The following is a 21,089-nucleotide window of genomic DNA, read 5'->3' as shown; positions in this document are numbered from 1 at the left end:
TTTATCATAACTATATGAACTGGATCGATTACCGAACTGCCGTCCCTTTTAATTATTCAAGAGAGAATATTGAGGACTTACCCGAACAAGCCATTGTCACTGTTTCTGCAGACGAGAGGGGGAGGCTTTTCGAGGCTTCCCTGAAGATACCTTATAACCCTTACAGGATGAATGAGCAGGAAAAGTTCATTTCTGAGGCAAAGAAGCTGTCTGACTTACTCTCCTCAGAGAGTAGAAAGCTTATTGACCATGAGCTTTATGAGGGGTATGGGGCTGTATTGATTAGCGGATTGCCTATGGATCCCGATTTGCCTGATACACCTGAGAAGGGAGGATCACTTTCTCCGGAGTATAAGAAAACCTTTGTTACCGAAGCTATGCTCATGGCATTTGGAAATCTGACGAACACCGAGCCATTTAATTTTCGTCAGGAAGGTTGGGGAATGGCTCCATTAATTGACAACATTGTACCCGTGTTAAAGCTTAAGGATCAGCGTGGTGCGGGAGGATACTCTAATGATTTCCCCTTTCATTGCGAAAGTACCTGGCACCGAAAAAGACCTGATTTCCTGATATTAGCAGGTATTAGAAGTGCACAGAATGCAAAAACATTAGTGTTTTCAGCTAACCAGCTGAAAGGAACTAAATGGTATGAAGAAGCGGGTAAAATGGAAGGCAAGTTCAGATTAAAGGCACCCGACCTTTATCTTAAGATGGAGGCTGAAGGTATCCCTATGGGTACTCCGCATCACTCATCAATGTCGCCACTGGCTATTAAAGAAGGTATGGTTGAATTGAACCTGAATTTTAACGGTATTGATTGTATTGATCAGGATTCTGTAGATTGGATGCACAGTTTGGAGCAGTTCATAGAAGATAATTCTGTGGGTACCATACTGCAGCCTGGAAGCCTTTTGATACTTAACAACAGCAGGACGTGCCATACCAGAACAGGGTATATTCCTGATTTTAACAAAAAAGACAGGTGGTTTATCCGGGGGTATTTCAAGAGAGATCTCTGGGTAGGAGTGAATTTGGATATGTATCATGCTGACAAACAGTTTTTTAATGAATTGTTGGCTTGCGGCTGGACAGATGCTGAAGGTAAGTTGACCAAAGAGTTTTTGAGGTATGTATTTGAGTATAAAGAGCTGGAGAAACTCGATGGGAAAATGCAGCAACTGGCACAAAATGCTTTTGGCTATACACCTGTAACAGGGTCCAGAATAGTTTAATGACGTATAATTGAATTGAATCTAAAGTATGGAAAAAAAGAAAAGTGAACTTGTTTTGGTTTCATGGGGAGGCATTGGTGATGCTATAGTCTGCACGCCAACTTTGAGAGAGCTTAAGAGACAAGACCCTAAAAGAAAGATCATCTTATACCACCTTGGGCCAAAACATTATAGTGTATTTAAACATAATCCTTATATTGATTCATTGAGGAGCTTAAAGACAAGAACCTTAATGAAGCACCCTGTACATTTTTATAAGTATTTACATAAGCGGAAGCATAGAGAAACATACACTTACCTCTTCTTTCAGCCGGTGGCGCCTACCCATATTTATCGCAAAAGTGTGAAGAATATTGTGGCAGATATTTTTGACCTGAAGCTTGAAGACGATAAGGTGGAGATTTTCCTTACGGAAGAAGAAGAGAGAAATGCAAAAGAAAGACTTAGCCTATTTAAAACTCCGGTGATTGTGCATGTCCACTCAAGATCATCGCAAAATCATCATTGGGAGTTGGAAAAGTGGAATGCTCTGGTAGAGAGTTTACCGGAATATGACTTTATCCAGGTGGGAAACACGGATGAACAGAAAGTAGAAGGAGCCATCGACTGGAGAGGGAAAAGCACACTTCGAGAGGCTTTTGCTTTGCTCAAATATGCATCTTCTTTTGTTGGTGTTGACTCCAGTCTCTCACATGTCACCAATGCTTTTGGGACAAAAGGGGTAGTGCTGTTTGGTGATTCAACCCCTGTGTTCTGGGGGCATGATAACAACCTCAATATTTACAAAGGAGTTTCCTGCTCACCATGCTTTTACTACTTGTTTAAAAACAAATGTATTTATAATCATGAGTGCATGGATATGATAAGTGTAGATGAGGTGAGGCAGGCACTCATCAAACAAGTAGGGAGAGCAGACCAGTCAAAAATTAAAACAGCGCATTTCTAATATGAAAAATCATAAGGACACAGAAGAAGTTAAAGAAAGAATAGCCCATTTTCAACAAAGGCTTGATAAGATCAATGAAGGGATCAACGATCAGCTCAATAAGCCCTTTTTTCAAAGGAATGAGAGAATTTGCAGGTTTCTTGATGTTGAAAAAAGAGTAAATAGTATGGTAATAGACCAATTAAAATGGGTGATCAATGAGGAATGAATTGGTACTTATTTCATGGGGAGGTATAGGCGATGTTTTGGTCTGCACACCTACTATCAGAGCCTTGAAAGAACAGGATCCGGAAAGAGATATAGTCGTATATTGTATGAAAAAGAATCATTTAGAGGTGCTGGCCAATAATCCTCATATTGATTCTCTGCGTTATCTGCATTGGAAATCTATGTGGAAGTACCCATACCATTTGTATGCTTATTTGTTTAATAAGAAACTGGTTAATTATACCGTATTTTCTTTTCAGCATGTAGATCCTCCAAACCTATATTCGAAAAGCATTAAACATATCGCTGCTGATATATTTGATATTACCTTGGAAAAGGATGATAATGAAATTTATCTACTGGCCGAGGAGCAAGCCTGGGCAAAAGAAAAGCTTAAGGAGTATAAGAAGGTAGTGTTAATGCACGTTCATTCCAGAGTAGCACCAAACCACCTTTGGGAAATTGAAAAGTGGAACGAACTGGTAAAATCTTTGCCTGAATATACTTTTATACAAATTGGTTTTAAAGATGAAGCCAAAGTGGAGGGGGCTATTGACTGGAGAGGCAAGACAACTCTGAGAGAAGCATTTTCACTGATGAGTCAGGCAGACGGATTTATTGGCGTGGATGCAGGTATGTCTCATGTATCTAATGCTTTCGGTACACCCGGAGTTGTATTGTTTGGAGATTCCAGTCCGGTGTTTTGGGGTCATAGCAACAACATCAATATTTATAAGAATGTGCCATGCTCGCCTTGCTACTATTACCTTTGGAAATATCGCTGTGTTTACAATCATGAATGCATGAAACTCATCACGGTAGAAGAAGTAAGGGGGGCCCTGGTCTCTCAGATGGAGAAAAATAACTTAAACCTTCATAAAACTCAACAATATGCTGTTTAGCTATTTCAAATCGTCTTTTAAGTTTATTAAGAATAATATTGGCTTTTCAATCATTAACCTGACAGGACTGGTTGTTGGGATATGTGTATGCTTTTTTGCATTTATTTTTATCGATTTTGAGCTTAACTATGATCGATACCATGACAATGCTGATCGCATATACCGACTGGTAACAGATATAGAGAATCCCACCGGAGTGACTAACGAGAGCAGTTCAGCTCCGATGGGACCAATGATAACTGATGAATTTCCCGAGGTAGAGTCATTTGCCAGGGTATTTCTTGATTATCTGATCCTGAAAAATGAATCAAGAGATCAATATACAGAAGAGAATATTGCCTACGCAGATTCTTCCATGTTCACTGTATTTACATTTTCATTTGTTCATGGAAACCCTAAAACAGCCCTGACAAAGCCTTTTAGTCTGGCCATTTCCAGGTCAGCTGCCATGAGAAATTTTGGAACAACTGACTGTATAGGTAAAACATTGATGCTGGATGGAACTGAGCCTGCCCAGGTTACCGCTGTCTTTGAGGATATGCCTGAGAACTCGCATTTCAAAGTCGATATTTTGTTATCAATGACTACCCTGCTACAGGAGTGGAACCCCAGAATGAATAATAACTGGACACGTTTTGGGTTTTACACCTACCTGTTATTCAATCAGCAGGTAGATGCCGAAGCTTTTAATGCAAAGCTGAAAGAGTATCCCGAAAAGTACATTCAAAAAGAGGGTGTAACTTATACTTATCTCATTGAACCCTTAAAAGACCTTTATCTGCATGCACTTCCAAGAGGTAGCCGTTATGGTTCAGCTGTAACAGGTGACATTGACAAGATATACATATTTTCTATCGTAGCAGGCTTAGTACTATTTATTGCCTGCTTCAATTTCATTAATCTTTCTACTGCCATGTCAGTAAAAAGGGCCAAAGAAATAGGAGTGAGAAAGGCTTTGGGAGCACAGAAGGAGCAATTGGTTTTTCAATTCCTTTCAGACGCACTATACTTTTCAATGATAGCCTTCGTGCTGGCACTTGTAATAGCGGCACTTCTGCTGCCTACTTTCAATCAAATTATAGGCAAAGAGATCAGTACCAATATCCTCGATAACTACAAGCAGGTGCTTATGCTGTTTTTCATTGCCGTACTCAGTGGTGTAGTTTCAGCCATATACCCTGCGATAGTATTATCTGGCTTCAACCCGATCAGTAGCCTGAAAGGGACCCAGGTTTCTGGCACAAAAGGGAGTGGTCTTCGAAAGGCTCTTGTGATCATGCAGTTTGCTATCTCTATCATCCTTATCATTTCTACGGTTGTGGTTTATTCACAGCTTGATTACATGAAAAATCAGGATTTAGGCTTTGATAAGAACAGGAAACTGGTTGTGGATTTTCACTTTGATAAAAGCGTAATTGAACATGAAGAGTCCCTGAAACAAAAGTTTAGTACCGTTCAGGGAGTAGAGCAGGTGTCTATATCGTCAGCTATACCCGGTAGAGTCAATCGAAAATTCGATACAGAGATACCTGATATTAATAACCAGACAGAAAGCTTCTTGTCAGACGTTTATTTTGTTGATTATAATTTTTTACAACAGTACGGTATAGAAGTTATAGCAGGCCGCGGGTTCTCTAAAGACTTTGCTACAGACTTGCGCGAGGCCATGATCCTTAATGAGTCGGCGGTAGAAAGCCTGGGGTATGATAATCCAGAAGATGTAATAGGAAAAGAATTTAGCCAGGGACGTGATACCGGATTGATCATAGGTGTGGTTAAAGACTTTCATTTTGAGTCATTCCATAACAAAGTACAGCCACTGACCATCAGAATATTACCCGGGCTATTCACCTTTATGTCTTTTGATCTGCAGGGTAACGATATTGCCGGTACCATGAAAGCTCTTGAAAAAGAGTGGCGCGAGCTTATACCCAATAAGCCCTTCCTATACTTTTTCTTTGATGAGGACTACAATGCTCAATACGTAGCAGAAGAGAGATTCGGAAAACTATTTATCAGTTTAGCCCTGATCGCCATTATCATTTCCTGTCTGGGGTTATTGGGTCTTTCCGCCTTTAGCATGGCACAGAGAACCAAGGAGATTGGGATAAGAAAAGTACTGGGCTCTTCCACAACCAGTGTACTTGGGTTATTGACCAAAGAGATCGTGATACTGGTAATACTTGCATTCATACTTGCTTCTCCTTTAGCGTGGTATGCCGCTGATACCTGGTTACAAGGATTTGTCTATAAAATAAACATTCCCTGGTGGGCCTTTTTGCTAGGAGGAATATTTACACTCTTAATAGCTCTGCTTACTGTAAGCTTTCATACCGTTAAGTCAGCCAGACAAAATCCGGTTATCAGTTTGAAGCATGAGTAATGGTCTCTTTTTGAGAGGCCCTTTTTGATAAAAGTTGTGAGTTGTTGAGCATAAGCTTGACAGGTTTAGTCATTGAATAAAAAATAGTCAAAGTATAAAATGTCAGAATTTAATTTTTCTACTGTAATAGATATTCTCCGGGAAGCTAACGAGTTGGGGGTGAAGATACTATATGAGAATGATGAGCTATCTATTAAAGTGCCCAAGGGAGAGAAACTAAATGAAAGTTTTATACAAAGACTTAAAGCTGAGCAATCATTGCTCAAAAGGTATTTTCAAGAATATACCACAGAAAAGCCCGTACCTGAAATAACAGAAATTATCAATTCCGGAGGCTATAACCCTTCGCAAGCTCCCTTGTCCTTTGCCCAGGAAAGGATTTGGTTTATTGATCAACTGGAAGGTTCATCGCAGTACCACGTATCATCCGTGTTTAAGCTTAATGGAAAGGTAAGTTATGAGTATCTGGAAAAATCCTTTAAGGTACTTCTTGACAGGCAGAGAGCCCTCCGTACCTACCTGATTATAAATGATGAAACGGCATACCAGGCAACTCAGCCATCAGACACATGGAGTATTAACCTGCATCAGGGGCAGCAGTTTGATGAACAGAAGTTAAAACAGGAAATTGAGAGACTGAAAAAACAACCTTTTGATCTTACACGGGATTTTATGTTACGGGTAGATCTGCTGGAACGCACCGGTTCGGAAGTGTTTCTCATCATGACGGTACACCACATTGCCTGCGATGGTATGTCTATGGCTATACTTTTCAGGGAGTTTCAGGAGATATACAATGCCATGGTTTTAAACAAAACCGTCAGATTGCCTGAACTGACAGTGCAGTATGCTGATTATGCATTTTGGCAGCGTAAAACCTTTGATGAAGGTTACTTTGATAAAAAAATAGCCTATTGGAAGAGGCAATTGTCAGAGTCGAAGCCATTGAACCTTCCTCTCGATTTTGATAGAACAAAAGCAGCACTTAACCCCAAAGGAGAAAGCTATCAGTTTGAACTCGACAAAGAGACTACAGACAAAGTAAAAAATCTCATTGCTACCCATCAGGGAGTAACACTATTTTCATTTTTATTGGCAGCGTACAATGTTGTTTTAGCGCGTTGGAGCAGACAAAGTGATGTTATTGTAGGGTCTCCGGTAGTTAACCGTCAGCGCGAAGGCCTTCAAAATGTAGTAGGCCTCTTCTTAAATACATTGGCTTTGAGGAATAAGCCAGGTTATGACAAGCCGTTCATGCAGTTTCTTCATGAGGTTCGTGATAACACTGTAGAAGCGTTCCAAAATCAGGATTATCAGTTCGAAAATCTATTGGGACAACTGAATATTAAGAGAGACCTGAACAGGAACCCTCTTTTTGATGTGTTCTTTAACCTGATCAATTTTAAGCAAGATACTTACGGACACCTTGAAGGGATAGAGATCAACTCATACCAGGACAATGATCTGCTGACAGCCAAGTTTGATCTTAATCTCTATGCCAGAGAATACGAGGGTAAACTATACCTGAATTGTGTTTATAATGGAGGCTTATTCAAAAGAGAAACCATTGAATATGTATTCAGTCAGTATGCATTGCTGGTAAATCAGATTGTATCCTCACCCGAAACGCACATTGGTGAATTTAACATTTTTAGTCAGTCGACACTGCCAGATGTCACCAATTCAGTTCAGGTCAAGAAAAGTTTTGATCCGTTTGAAGAGGAAGAGATCAACCAGACGATACATGGAAGGTTTTCCGAAATTGCAGGGAAGTATGGACACCATATTGCTATTTGTACAGAAGAGGATACTATAAGCTATAAAGAATTAGACAGGCTTTCACATCAGTTGGCGGATGGTCTGGTACAGGACGATCAGGTGCCTGCGGCACTGTTGTTTGACCATGGAGCCAGTATGATCGTCGGTATGCTGGGAGTACTTAAGGCTGGGCGGCCCTATGTTCCTATTGATACTTCGTATCCGGTAGACCGAATTATTGAGATACTTGATGACAGCAAAGCGGATACTATTGTCACTGAGCATGGAAATGAAGCACTGGCTCAGGAGGTAATATCGCAGGTGGGTAGAAGCTTACGGATGATAAGTCTCGATAAGCTGCCCGCGCCAATATCATCTTATGCCCAAGATGTGGAGGTGAAACCGACAGATTTGGCTTATATACTTTATACCTCAGGCTCAACAGGTAAGCCAAAGGGCGTAATGCAGTCTCACCGCAATGCTTTACACTTTTGCAGAACATACACCAATGCCTTGCATATAAGCCATGATGATAAACTGACCGGGCTGTCGAACTATTGCTCAGATGCATCCAAAATGAGCATATATGGAGCCTTGCTAAACGGAGCAACACTTTTTCCTTTTGATATAAGAAATGATGATTTCTCCAGGTTTGGCGAACTTATCGATAAGCATGGAATTACCATTTACCATTCCACACCGTCAGTTTACCGTTTTTTTACCGATACGCTTAAGGAAAAACCGTCATGTCTAAGCTTGCGATTGGTCGTATTGGGTGGTGAACCTGTATTGGTGGAAGATGTAGAAAGGTACAAAAGCCATTTCTCTGATAGCTGCCTGATGATTAATGGACTCGGGCCAACAGAGTCAACACTGGCGTTACAATATTTTATAGATAAAAATACAAAGACAGGAAAGGGGTATGTACCTGTGGGTTATCCGGTTGCTCATACCAGAGTCGATATCAGAAGGCCTGATCTGGAGTTGACAGATGTATACGAAGAAGGAGAGCTTGTATTCCATAGTAAGTATCTCGCACTGGGATATTGGGGTGATCGTGAAAAGACGGCAAAAGCCTTTTTAGAGTCCGGAGGTAAATCAGCTGTAAGAAGCTACAGGTCAGGAGATATGGGAAGGGTTTTACCTGATGGCACTATTGAGTTTATAGGTAGAGCGGATAATCAGGTTAAATTAAGAGGTTATAGGGTAGAATTGGGCGAGGTAGAAAACGCTATAGCTCAAATTTCCGGAGTGGAGAAGTGCAGTGTGACTTTAAAAAATCTTCATGGGGAACCACACCTGGTAGCATACCATGTTTCTAAGTCAGACATTACCAGCGATCAGATTAGAAACAACCTCGCCAAACGCTTGCCTGGGTATATGATACCCACTGCTTACGTAAGCATGTCAGATATTCCCCTTAATGCCAACGGAAAACTCGACAGAAGCAAACTTCCTGAGCCGGAAAGTGCCATTGAGTCTGAGCGATATGTGGCTCCGGCCGGTGAAACAGAGTTGAAATTGTTGGAGATATGGTCAGAGCTACTTCGACAGGACGCAAACCTGATAAGTGCGGAAAGCGATTTCTTTGATCTTGGAGGACACTCGCTGCTGGCTACCAGAGTGGTATCGGCCATTCGCAAAACGCTCTCTATCAAAGTGCCTATTGGTGATGTTTTTGAATATCCCAAGCTTAATGATCTGGCAAAACACTTACGATCACTGGAAAAGGGCGATACAGATGAAGTGAGAGTCGCTCAAAAAATCGATGGCCCTGTTCCTTTGTCTTTTGCTCAGGAGCGGCTTTGGTTTATAGACAGGCTCCAGGGAAGTTTGGATTATCACATGCCTTGGGTGTTTCATGTCAAAGGACAACTTGATACTGATGTTTTGCAAAAGGCCTTTGTCAGCATCATAGAGCGCCATGATGTGTTGCGCACCGTGATCAAAGAAGAAGAGGGTATAGGATATCAGCATTTTAAAGATGCTGCTGACTGGTCAATTAACAAAGTTGATGAGTTTGAGCTGCACGGACAGGATAAAGATGCCTATATCAATTCCCTTATTAAAACCCCATTTGACCTCTCTAAAGACTATATGCTTAAGGTCACTTTGATCAGGTCATCTGAACAAAATCATATGCTTCTGCTTTTGCTACACCACATAGCTTTTGATGGATGGTCAATATCTATAATGGTCAATGAGTTAGTAGAAATCTATAATAGTCTGAAAAAGGGACAGAAGCCGAAACTGAAACCCTTACAGTGTACCTATGCCCATTATGCCCTTTGGCAAAGGTCGTATTTATCCGGGGACAATCTGAAAGCAAAAATAGGGTATTGGAAGTCGAAACTAGAAGATGTTTCTACACTTCATTTACCCACTGATTTTGAGCGTTCGCGTCATCACGGAGCTATCGGTGCGGTGGCTTCTAAAAAGCTGCCCCTACAAATACTTAAAGGGTTAAATAAATTATCGAAACAGCATGATGCTACACTTTTCATGTCTCTGCTGGCAGTTTTCAAGGTATTGCTTTATAAGTACACAAACCAGACAGATATATGTATTGGTACGCCAATAGCGGGAAGGCTACAACAAGAGTTTGAAGGGCTGATAGGCTTTTTTGTTAACACCCTGCCACTCAGGACACAAATAGCTGAAGAGCACTCATTCTCAGAGTTTCTTCAACAGGTCAGGCGAACAACATTGGAGGCTTATGAAAACCAGGAGGTGCCCTTTGAGAAGATAGTTGATGCTCTGGAAGTCGAGCGGGACGTCAATCAGAATGCGATTTTTCAGGTTATGTTTTCGCTGCAAAATACACCGCAGGCTGAGGCTATAACTCTGGAAGGACTGACACTTGAGCGTGCCGGTACAGATAGGAGCAGGGCTAAATTTGATCTTAATCTTGTAGTGAACGAAGGCGATGATGGTATTCAATTGGGCATGGTCTACAGAAAGGATCTCTTCAGAGAGGATACCATAAACCAATTACTGAATCACTATGAAAAACTTCTGTATGATATCGTTACCGAATGTAATACTCCGGTACGTCAGGCAGAACTGCTTAGTGATGAAGAAATATCAAACCTTATATCGGGTTTTAATAACACTGACGCCAGTGTGGATTATGAAACTGTCGTTGAGGCGTTCAAGTTGACAGCAACTCATGAGCCGCAAAGCATAGCCGTTATAGATAATGACAAACACACTATTACCTATCAGCAACTGGATGAACGATCTGACCAGGTTGCGCATTACCTGGCAGAGTCGGGCTTAAAGCAAGAGTCAGTAGTGGCGGTGTACTTAGAGAAGAGTATTGATATGATTGTAGCCATTTTAGGTGTGATCAAATCAGGTTGTGTTTATCTGCCCTTATCGTCAAAATATCCAAAGCAAAGAATACAATACATATTACAAGATTCAGGTGCTGTAGGTATAATTAGCAATAAAAAGAGTACCAAGGGGGGAGGTATTGATGGAACAAAAGTGATCATTTTGGATGAGATGGTTTCACCAATGGATACGGAAGTATCTATGTTGGGTAATGCTAAAATCAGGTCAGAGCAGCCGGTTTATATAACCTATACATCAGGCTCCACTGGGCAGCCTAAAGGAGTGATGGTTGAGCACGGAAGCCTTAGCAACTATATATCAAACCAGATCAAATACTATGGGTTGGAGAATCAGGAAAGAATATTGCAATTCAGTGATCCTACATTTGATGCTTCTATCGAACAGATATTTATTGCGCTTACATCAGGGGCAGCTTTGGTATTGCTTCCGGAAGAGGACAGGTTGAATAGTTTGAAATTTAAATCTTTTCTGAGGAAAAATAGCATTACACACCTTCACACCACACCTAGCTACCTGAAGACCATTTCGCCAGATAGTTATGACAGTCTAAGGAGGGTAGTAGTAGGAGGTGAGATTTGTGAGTATGATTTAGCAAAAGCCTGGAGTAGACATTGTCGTTTCATTAACAAATATGGTCCGACTGAGACCACCATTACCGTTTGTGCATATGAATTTAAGGCTGATCTATCTCCCCGCTTAAAATCGGTACCTATAGGTAAACCTGTACCTAACACACAATTTTATGTACTTGACGAGCGGATGGAGCTGGTACCGGTAGGTGTTGCCGGGCAACTTTATGTAGGTGGAGCACAACTGTCAAGAGGATATTTGAATAGGGATAAGTTGATGAATGAAGAAAAGTTTGTCCCCAACCCTTTTGATAAGACTAAAAGCAGCAGACTATATGCTACGGGTGATATTGTGAAGTGGCTTCCTGATGGTAATTTACTCTTTGTCGGCAGGGATGATGATCAGGTAAAGGTCAGAGGCTTGAGAATAGAGCTGGGAGAGATAGAGTACCACCTTGGGCAGCATACTCAGGTTGAGCATAGCAAAGTATTAATAACAGAGCATCATGGTGAAAAAATCATAACCGCATTTTACGTTTCTGGTAGTGAATTAATGCCTGTCGATATAAGGAGCTTCCTGCTGGAACGTCTGCCTGCCTATATGCTACCTTCCAACTATGTGCATTTGAGTCAAATGCCTTTGACGCAGACCGGAAAGGTAGATAAGAAAGAACTAATTTCTGCTTCCAGTGTAAACACAGAGGGGCATCAGCAGCCAATGGATGATTTAGAGAGGCAACTGGTGGCTATATGGGCTGAGGTGCTGAAGATTGATGGAAAAGCCATAAGTACTGATCAAAGCTTCTTTGAGCTAGGTGGACATTCCCTGAAAATGATGGTTATGGTCAACGCCATACAAAAGTTTCTACAGGTTGAAGTGCCATTGGCTGAAATATTCAAGCGTCAGGATATTAGGGGAATTAGTCAGTACATTCGTGAATCCGACAGTACAATTCATAAACCTATTCCGGTCCTAGGAAAGAAGCCTCATTACAGGTTGTCTTCTGCTCAGCAGCGGATGTATTTTCTCCAGCAGTTCGACAAAAGTGCTGTGACTTATAATATGCCTCAAATGTACAGACTACAGGGTGATCTGGATAGAGCAAGAATGGAGTACGTCTTTCAGTCTTTGATTAGCAGGCATGATGCATTCAGGACGTCATTTGTTGAGGTAGATGAAGAGATTGTACAGCAAGTTCATGATAGCGTTGATTTGAATATTAAGTACCAGACATGTCTGCATGATGAAGCCATAGGAGCGATAAAGAGTTTCGTCCGACCATTTGATTTGAGCGAGTGCTCACTGCTCAGGGCGGGTCTGGTTTCATTTACTGATAGAGATAATGAACACCTCCTTATGGTTGATATTCATCATATTGTCAGTGATGGTATCTCACAAAAAATCCTGCTTAGAGATTTTGTGTCGCTGTACAATGGTGAAGACTTACCCGAGGTGAAGCTAACTTATAAAGATTATGCGGAATGGAGACAGCAGGAGGAACAAAAAGTAGCTCTGACAGCTCAACAAGAGTTTTGGCTCAATGTATTTTCAGATGAAGTGCCTGTGCTGGAACTTCCTGCAGACCATCAACGACCAAAGTATAAAAGTTCTCGTGGAGGGGTAGTAGGTTTCAACCTGTCCGAAGAAGCAACACATAAACTTAGACAGATCTCGCAGTTGGAGGGAAGTACCATGTTTATGACCCTGCTATCGATGTACTCTGTATTGTTAAGTAAGTTGAGCAATCAGGAGGACCTGGTTATAGGTACTCCGGTAGCGGGAAGAGAGCATACTGACATCGAGCAGGTGGTAGGTCTTTTTGTAAATACATTACCGTTGCGCAGTTTCCCTAAGAGGGAGTTGACTTACAGAGATTTTCTCAGTGAAATGAGGGATCAGGTAGTTGCTTATTTTGATAATCAGTATTATCCATATGAAGAGCTGGTGGATAAACTCAGAATTGAGAGGGATCCGGGAAGAAACCCGTTATTCGAAGTTATGTTCTCTTATCAGAGCTTCGAACAAACTGAAGTGGAGATGTCAGATATTAAGATTGGTCAATTTAGAGCGGGGAATCCATTGGCGAAGTTTGATCTCAATTTATCTGCCACTGAATCTGATGACCAGATACACCTTAACTTCATATATAATGCAGATCTTTTTGAAGAAGATACAGTAGGCCGTTTTGCAAAATATATGGAAAATATCATCGATGTTATTTGCCATAATCCGGAAATCAGATTGGGCAATATTGATTTCATGGAGCAGGTGGAGCAGGATCAGTTACTCAATGAGTTTAGCGGTATACAGCAAAAGCCAGTTACAAAGTTAACCTTTAATAATGTTTTGGAGGCATTTTCTGCAAGTGTATTACAGGCCCCTGATAACATGGCTCTGGTATATGATAATGCAAGAATGACCTATCGTCAACTTGATGAACGTTCAAGCCAGGTGGCGCATATCCTGAGCCATCTGGGGATAGAGCCAGGAACAATAGTGCCTATTTGCCATGAGAAAAATATGGATATGATCGTGGCGATGCTTGGGGTTCTGAAAGCAGGCTGTGCTTATCTTCCTATATCTCCGATGTATCCTGCGTCAAGGATAGAATATATTATCACAGATGTACAGGCTAAACATGTGATAGGAGATAGTAATCTCGCTAATTTTGAAGGTTCTGGTATTGAGATCATACAAATGAATAACCTGGCTGACCCGTCAGCTTTGGCTGACCTCAAAGGGGTAGAAATATCTGCCAGTCAGCCAGCCTATGTGTTATACACGTCAGGTTCCACGGGACAGCCCAAAGGTGTAGTGATAGCACATGATAGCCTGAATAAGTTTATCGAAAGCCAGGTCAAAGCTTACCCATTGGAGGAAGGTGAGAAGGTTTTACAGTTCAGTGACTTTACCTTTGATGCCTCGGTTGAGCAAATATTTATGGCCTTAACTACCGGAGCCACACTGGTGTTGCTTCCGGATCAATACAGGCTGGATCATGAGCTGTTTGAATCATACCTGCAAAGCAATGAAATCACCCATATGCATACTACCCCTAGTTTTCTAAAAACCATTACCCCAGGGGTACATGGCAGCCTGAGAAGAGTGGTAGTTGGAGGGGAGGTTTGTGATTACCATTTGGCTGAAGAGTGGAGCAGGCATTGCAGGTTCTTCAATACCTACGGGCCTACTGAGGCCACAGTTACTGTTTCCATGTTTGAGTTTAAAAGAGGAGACAATCAGGAGCTAAAATCAGTGCCGATAGGTAAGCCGGTTGCTAACGCTCAACTATACATACTTAATGATGATTTGAAGCCTGTACCCGTCGGTGTTACCGGAGAACTCTACATTGGAGGAGAACAATTGGCCGTGGGGTATCTTAACAATGAAACGCTCACCAGGGAAAAATTTATAACCAATACCCTTGCCATGCAAGGAGACAGACTTTATAGAACAGGAGATGTTACCAAGTGGCTTCCGGATGGTAACATCATGTTCATGGGAAGGAATGATGATCAGGTCAAGATAAGAGGATTAAGAATTGAGTTAGGAGAAATTGAACATTGTCTGGGAGGGCATAGTGATATTATAAATACAAAAGTGATCCTTACAGATCATCATGGTGAAAAGGTGCTTGTGGCCTATTACACTGCCCGACAGGAAGTAAGTACTGCTGAAATACGAGATTTTTTACTGGCGTCTTTACCAGGTTACATGTTACCATCATACTATGTGTATCTGGAAGAGATGCCACTGACGCAGACCGGGAAAATAGATAAAAAAGCGCTGCCGCATCCTGAGTTTGCTATTTCAGGGTACATCGAGGAGCCCTCAAATCATATTGAGGAAACCTTAGTGACCATATGGTCTGGTCTATTGGGGCTGCCTGAAAATAAAATAAGCGTGACACGAAGCTTTTTTGAACTAGGGGGGCATTCACTGCTTGCTACCATGATGGTAAACAAGGTGTATAGAGAATTGAAGGTGCATGTACCCGTGAGAGAAATATTTAACAAACAGACTATAAAGGACCTTTCGGATTACATTATTACGGCGAATCAGATAGAAATACATTCTGAGAGTCAGGACGATATTATCGAGTTTACACTATGAGAATTGATCAGTTTATTACGTCATTAAGGAATAATCACAACATTATTCTTTCCGTTGACCAGGGAAGCATGAAGATCAAAGCATCTAAAAAGGATCTGACCGATAAAATATTAAATGAGATCAAGGAAAAGAAAAGTGAAATTCTGGATTTCTTTAATCAGGTGCGTAAACCTGAGCATGTAATAAGCCAGGTTAAGCAGCAGGATCATTATCCTATTTCCTTTGCACAGCGCAGACTTTGGATATTGGATCAGGTCGTTGAGGTGGACGGCGTTTATAACGTGCCGGTGGTATATTCGTTTTCCTCATTAGACATAGATGCATTTGAACGTGCTTTTGATAAACTATTGGATAGACATGAGGTCTTACGCACCACCATTCATACTATCGAAGGGGAACCTCGGCAAAAAGTACATGAGATAAAAGATTTCAATTTTGCTATTGAAAGGTCAAAAAGGTCAGAAACAGATATTGATGAGCTGGTAAAGCAAGAGATGTTTCAACCTTTGAATTTGAGCGTTTCCCCCGTCAGAGCAACATTGGTAGAGCGACCTGACGATAGTTTCGTTTTAATATTGGTTCTCCATCACATCGTTACAGATGAGTGGTCCATGAAGGTTCTTTTGAATGATTTTCTGGAGTATTATTACCATTTTAAAGACGGTAAATCACTGTTTCTACCTCCATTGGCATTTCAATATAAGGACTATACATCCTGGCAACTAAAGCAGTTAAAAGAAGGTAAACTTCATGAATCCCGTAACTACTGGCTGCAAAACCTTTCAGGGGAGCTTCTAGAAATTGAATTGCCCGTGGACAGTAAAAGGGAGAAAGTTAAAAACTATCAGGGAGGTGCCGTTTCATTTGATATAGGAAGCGATCATGTCAGGAAATTGACCGGGTTGGCCAATAAGCATGATTCTACTTTGTTTACTGTACTGGTGGGTATAGTCAATGTTTTATTGCATAAGTATACCAATCAAAAAGATATCCTTATAGGGACTCCTGTAACAGGCAGAGATACCCCAGAACTGGAAAATCAGGTTGGATACTATGGCAATACCATAGTTTTAAGAAACCACATTGCAGAAAATACATGCTTTACTGAGTTTCTGAAAAGTGTACGGGATGTAGTACTTGCGGGCTTTGAACACCAGTATTATCCGTTTGATCTTCTGGTTGATGAACTTAACGTAAAAAGGAATCTTAACCAGAATCCCTTGTTTGATGTAATGCTTTCCTATGTCGACTCCTCGAGATACATTAGTTCTGCAGATAAAAAAACGTCAGACACCATAGAAAGTGTTGATAACGGAGTCAATAAATTTGACCTTACTTTCTCTTTTATCAGAGACAAAAATCAGTCGCTGGGAGTAATCATTAACTACAACAAAGGACTGTTTAAAAAAGAGAAAATGATGCGGATGGCCGGTCATCTTCGCATGCTTTTACAAAACATTGCAACAAACCCTGATCTGCCGATTGAGAGGATTGGTATGCTAACAGAGGGTGAGGTGCAGCAGATCTCAAAGCAATTTAACTGCCAGGATAGCAGCATACAATATGAAACAAGCATTAAATCCCTGATCGAGGCACAGGCGGAGAAGCGACCCGATCAGGTAGCCGTGGTTTCTGAGTACAAGAGTTACACTTTCAGGGAAATAAATCAGGCCGCAAATCAATTTGCCCAAAGGGTCAGAGATAACTATTCGCTACATAAACATGACCATGTAGTGGTAGTTATGCGCCCTGATGTTGACAGACTTATATGTTTAGTCGGGCTTATTAAATTAGGAATAGTATATGTGCCTGTTGATCCGGATTACCCACAGGAAAGGATGCAGTACATTGTAGATGATGCAAAACCCAAATTGATCATTTGTGATGAACAGATTGAGCAGTGCATGCAGAAAATTAATACTGAGATTAAAGGCATTGATTTTACAATGATTTGCTCTGGTGTTGGTGAGCACGAGCCGGCTAACCCTGAGGTGCAGGTTCTTCCAGATGATATATTTGCAATACTCTACACATCAGGTTCCACCGGACAGCCAAAAGGTGTTCTTATTAAGAACAGGGGGTTGATCAATAGAATGAGCTGGCTTTGGAATGCTTATAACTTTTCTGAGGCAGATCTGATCTATCAAAAAACACCCTATGTTTTTGATGTTTCCATTGGGGAGCTGTATATGCCTCTCTGCTATGGAGCCAAGTTGTTTATTGCGGATGATAACTCTTCAGAACGAGTTTACAATAATATCCTGAAGTATGGGATCACATACGTACACTTTTCGCCAACACTTTTAAATCAGTTTCTCGGGCTGGATAATCTCGATGCACTTAGTTCATCTTTGAGGTTTGTATTCTCCAGCGGGGAGGCATTGCTGAAAGAAACAGTGAAGAGGTATTACGCCGTAATGAACATTCCTTTGATTAACCTCTATGGACCTACAGAAGCTTCAATTGAAGTTTCCTGTTATGAGGCCAAAGCAGATGATGATATAATACCGATTGGTAAACCCCTGCCAAACGTAAAGCTGTACATTATTGATGAAAAGGCTCAGCTTCTTCCTGTCGGTGTTGCAGGAGAAATAGCCATTGGTGGGGTTGCTCTTGCCGAAGGGTATTTAAACAGTATTGAAAAAACAAATGAAAGGTTCATTGCGGATGAACATTCGGGAGTAGCTAATGCAAGACTTTATAAAACAGGAGATCGCGGCAGGTGGAATGAAAGCGGGATGATAGAATACTTAGGAAGGTTTGACAATCAGCTAAGTTTGTGGGGGGCGCGTATTGAACCAGGGGAAATAGAAACAGCACTGTTGGGGCACCCTGCAATACAAGAAGTGGCTGTTGTTCCAAAAAAGGATGATTACGATAATGATCACCTTGTGGCGTTTTATGTAGAGAAAAGCACTAAGGTGGATACTTCTTCCCCCGCACCTTTACCGGTTGAGATAAAAGACGCTGAAGGTTTTGAGGACGAGATACAACCTGTTGAACATGGTTCAAGCATAATGCAGATGTTTGATGAGGCAGTACAACTTTACCCCAATCGAATTGCTGTAATCTCACAAGGCGAACAATTAACCTACGAACAGTTTGATTCCGAGGTGAATAAGCTTGCCAAATACCTGGCGCTTGAGCTAAAGGTAGGCAAAGGTGATCTGGTAAGTATATTAATGAACAGGTCGGAGAATACCATAGTGGCTATCCTTGCTTTGATCAAAGTTGGAGCAGTGTACGTTCCTGTTGATCCGTCGACCCCTGATGCTCAACTCAATTACATACTCGCTGATACAGAGGCCAAATTATTAATTAGCGATACGGAAAATAGAACTAGAGGTATGGAGGGCGTTCCTGTTTTAGTCTATGATGGTACAGTGCCTGAAACCGATGAGGAAGATCACTCATTTAATACCGCTAATGATGGAGACCTCTGCTATGTATGTTATACCTCTGGTACTACAGGCAAGCCCAAAGGAGTAATGGTGGAGCACCGTTCTGTTGTTGATTACATAAGCACTTTTAAAGCGTATTTTCAGCTTGAAGTTAAAAACAGTGTGCTCCAACAATCATCCCTTGCCTTTGATACCGCTGTAGAAGAGATATTTCCTACGTTGTGTACGGGGGCAACTCTTATAGTGCTGCCCAATGGAGGACGTGATATTGATGCCATCATAGATGCTATCAATACTTACCCCCACGCTGTTTTAAGTACCACTCCACTGGTAGTCAATGAAATCAACAATAGAGTAGACGAGTTGACCGTGCTCCCTGAAATTATTATAAGTGGAGGAGATGAGCTCAGACCCTCATTTATTGATCAGCTTGTAGATAAAGTAAAGCTATATAATACATATGGTCCTACAGAAACTACGGTTTGTGCCTCTTTTGCCCGGATAGTGCATACATCAATGAGCAATGTGATAGGAAAGAGTATTCCAAATCACCAGATATACCTTTTGAATGATCAAATGAAGCCCGTTGCTCATGGCGAAGTAGGAGAAATGTATATTGCTGGTGTGGGGGTAACCCGAGGGTACCTGAATAGAGAACAGGAAACTCATGAAAACTTCCTTCCTAACCCTTTTGGTGAAAGTAGAATGTACCGAACCGGAGATTTGGCGCGTAAGAATGATCAGGGATTACTGGTGTTTTGTGGCAGGAAAGACAGACAGGCCAAAGTTAGAGGGTACAGGGTGGAACCTATGGCCGTTGATCACGCATTGAAAGAACTGGGCTTTGCGGCAAATACCTATACCACAACAAAAGTTGATGGGGATGATGTAAAGCAGCTGGTGACTTACTTCATTTCTTCTAAAAATGAGCCGGATACAGGTGAATTAAGAGAAGCTTTATCAGGTAAATTGCCCCCATATATGGTTCCTGCTTATTTTATCAAGGTGGATGATTTTCCTAAAACTGTCAATGGAAAAATAGACGAAGAGGCACTTCCATTGCCTCCTATGATGTCAGAAAAGACAGGCAGAGGCTATGAGTTTAAAAACTATCTGAAAGGTAAATTACCAGTCTATATGATTCCTACCTACTTCTTTAAGCTTGACGAATTGCCGCTGTTACCTTCTGGTAAAGTAGACAGGAAGCTACTCCAAAAAGAAAAGATAGCATCTCATAAAAGCAAACAGGTAAAGGAACCAAAAAATGAGCTTGAAAGGAGCTTGTTAACAATCTGGCAAAATATTTTAAAAACCTCAGTTAGTACTGACGATAACTTCTTTGAAAGTGGAGGAAACTCAATCAAAGCCACACAGATCATCTCTGCCGTGTATAAGGAGCTGGGCTATGATCTCACACTTAAAGACTTGTTTAACAATGCTTCGATTAGTGAGTTAGCGCTTGTACTTGAGCAGAATAATCAATCTAAAGATTTGCTTTGCAAACTCGGTAGTATTATTGATAATCGTCCGGAGATCTTTTTTGTGCCGCCAATCATTGGTTCCTCTACCGTATTTATGAACTTGGCCAGGCATCTTGAACAACAGTTCAATATCTATGGCCTGCAATATAAAGGTTTTGATCATGAAGCCACCTTTGATATAAGTATAGAAGAGATGGCCAGCTCCATGGCTGATGAAATAGTGCGTATCAACAGAGATCCAAGGCATGTAATCGTAGCCGGTTATTCCATGGGAGTGCCGGTGGCATATGAAATGACCAAGATTCTGGAGAGCCTTGGTTACACGGTTGACTTGTTTATCATTGACCGTGGAACGGGACGCGGGAACAGCCAGTTACAGCAAGGTGAAATAGATAAAATTCTTGAAAGAGAGCTTCAGGCATGGCTTGAACAAATAAAGCTGCCTGATATGGAAAGAATTAAGAAGCTGGTGTACCACAATTACCAGTTGCTGAATAAATATAGCCCGTCAGGGAGTGTTGCTGCAGACATAATTGCTATTGAAGCTTCACTTAATATTAACAGCACTGAGATGGAAAGATGGAGGCCCTTCACTTCCGGGGGCTTTCATTGTCACTACATTGAAACTTCTCACCATAGACTCTTACAGCCGGAGAATGTTAAAGAGGTTACAGACTTAATGTCAAGAAGGTCTCACAAGTTTCAGTCAGAGTCACATATTATCACTTAAAAACCC

General features: G+C 41.3%; 7 protein-coding genes. All 7 read left to right on the top strand.

Annotation, left to right across the window (positions count from 1 at the left end):
* The first annotated feature begins 14 nt into the window (after nucleotides 1-14).
* The gene (locus JMN32_RS23680) at nucleotides 15-1,235 is read left to right on the top strand and encodes a Fe(II)-2OG oxygenase family protein (RefSeq protein ID WP_202858865.1); all 1,221 of its coding nucleotides are present in this window, start codon (nucleotides 15-17) and stop codon (nucleotides 1,233-1,235) included.
* Nucleotides 1,236-1,263: 28 nt separating this feature from the next.
* Entirely contained in the window at nucleotides 1,264-2,181 is a 918-nt protein-coding gene (locus tag JMN32_RS23675) for a glycosyltransferase family 9 protein (protein ID WP_202858864.1), read from the top strand.
* Between the two features lies 1 nt (nucleotide 2,182).
* Nucleotides 2,183-2,389 carry a hypothetical protein gene (locus JMN32_RS23670; RefSeq protein ID WP_202858863.1) on the top strand — a complete coding sequence of 69 codons (207 nt, stop codon included), beginning with the start codon at nucleotides 2,183-2,185 and terminating at the stop codon, nucleotides 2,387-2,389.
* On the top strand, nucleotides 2,379-3,290 hold the full coding sequence (locus JMN32_RS23665; protein ID WP_202858862.1) for a glycosyltransferase family 9 protein: 912 nt from the start codon (nucleotides 2,379-2,381) through the stop codon (nucleotides 3,288-3,290). The genes JMN32_RS23670 and JMN32_RS23665 overlap by 11 nt, the downstream gene beginning before the upstream one ends.
* Nucleotides 3,280-5,673 carry an ABC transporter permease gene (locus JMN32_RS23660; RefSeq protein ID WP_202858861.1) on the top strand — a complete coding sequence of 798 codons (2,394 nt, stop codon included), beginning with the start codon at nucleotides 3,280-3,282 and terminating at the stop codon, nucleotides 5,671-5,673. The genes JMN32_RS23665 and JMN32_RS23660 overlap by 11 nt, the downstream gene beginning before the upstream one ends.
* Nucleotides 5,674-5,772: 99 nt before the next feature.
* Entirely contained in the window at nucleotides 5,773-15,471 is a 9,699-nt protein-coding gene (locus JMN32_RS23655; protein WP_202858860.1) for a non-ribosomal peptide synthetase, read from the top strand.
* Entirely contained in the window at nucleotides 15,468-21,083 is a 5,616-nt protein-coding gene (locus JMN32_RS23650; protein ID WP_202858859.1) for a non-ribosomal peptide synthetase, read from the top strand. Before JMN32_RS23655 ends, JMN32_RS23650 begins: the two co-directional genes overlap by 4 nt.
* The last annotated feature ends 6 nt before the right edge of the window (nucleotides 21,084-21,089 follow it).

This window comes from Fulvivirga marina (assembly GCF_016775155.1).
Classification (GTDB): domain Bacteria; phylum Bacteroidota; class Bacteroidia; order Cytophagales; family Cyclobacteriaceae; genus Fulvivirga; species Fulvivirga marina.
Note: the sequence above shows the minus strand (reverse complement) of the source record. Positions and strands in the feature narration are given on the sequence as shown.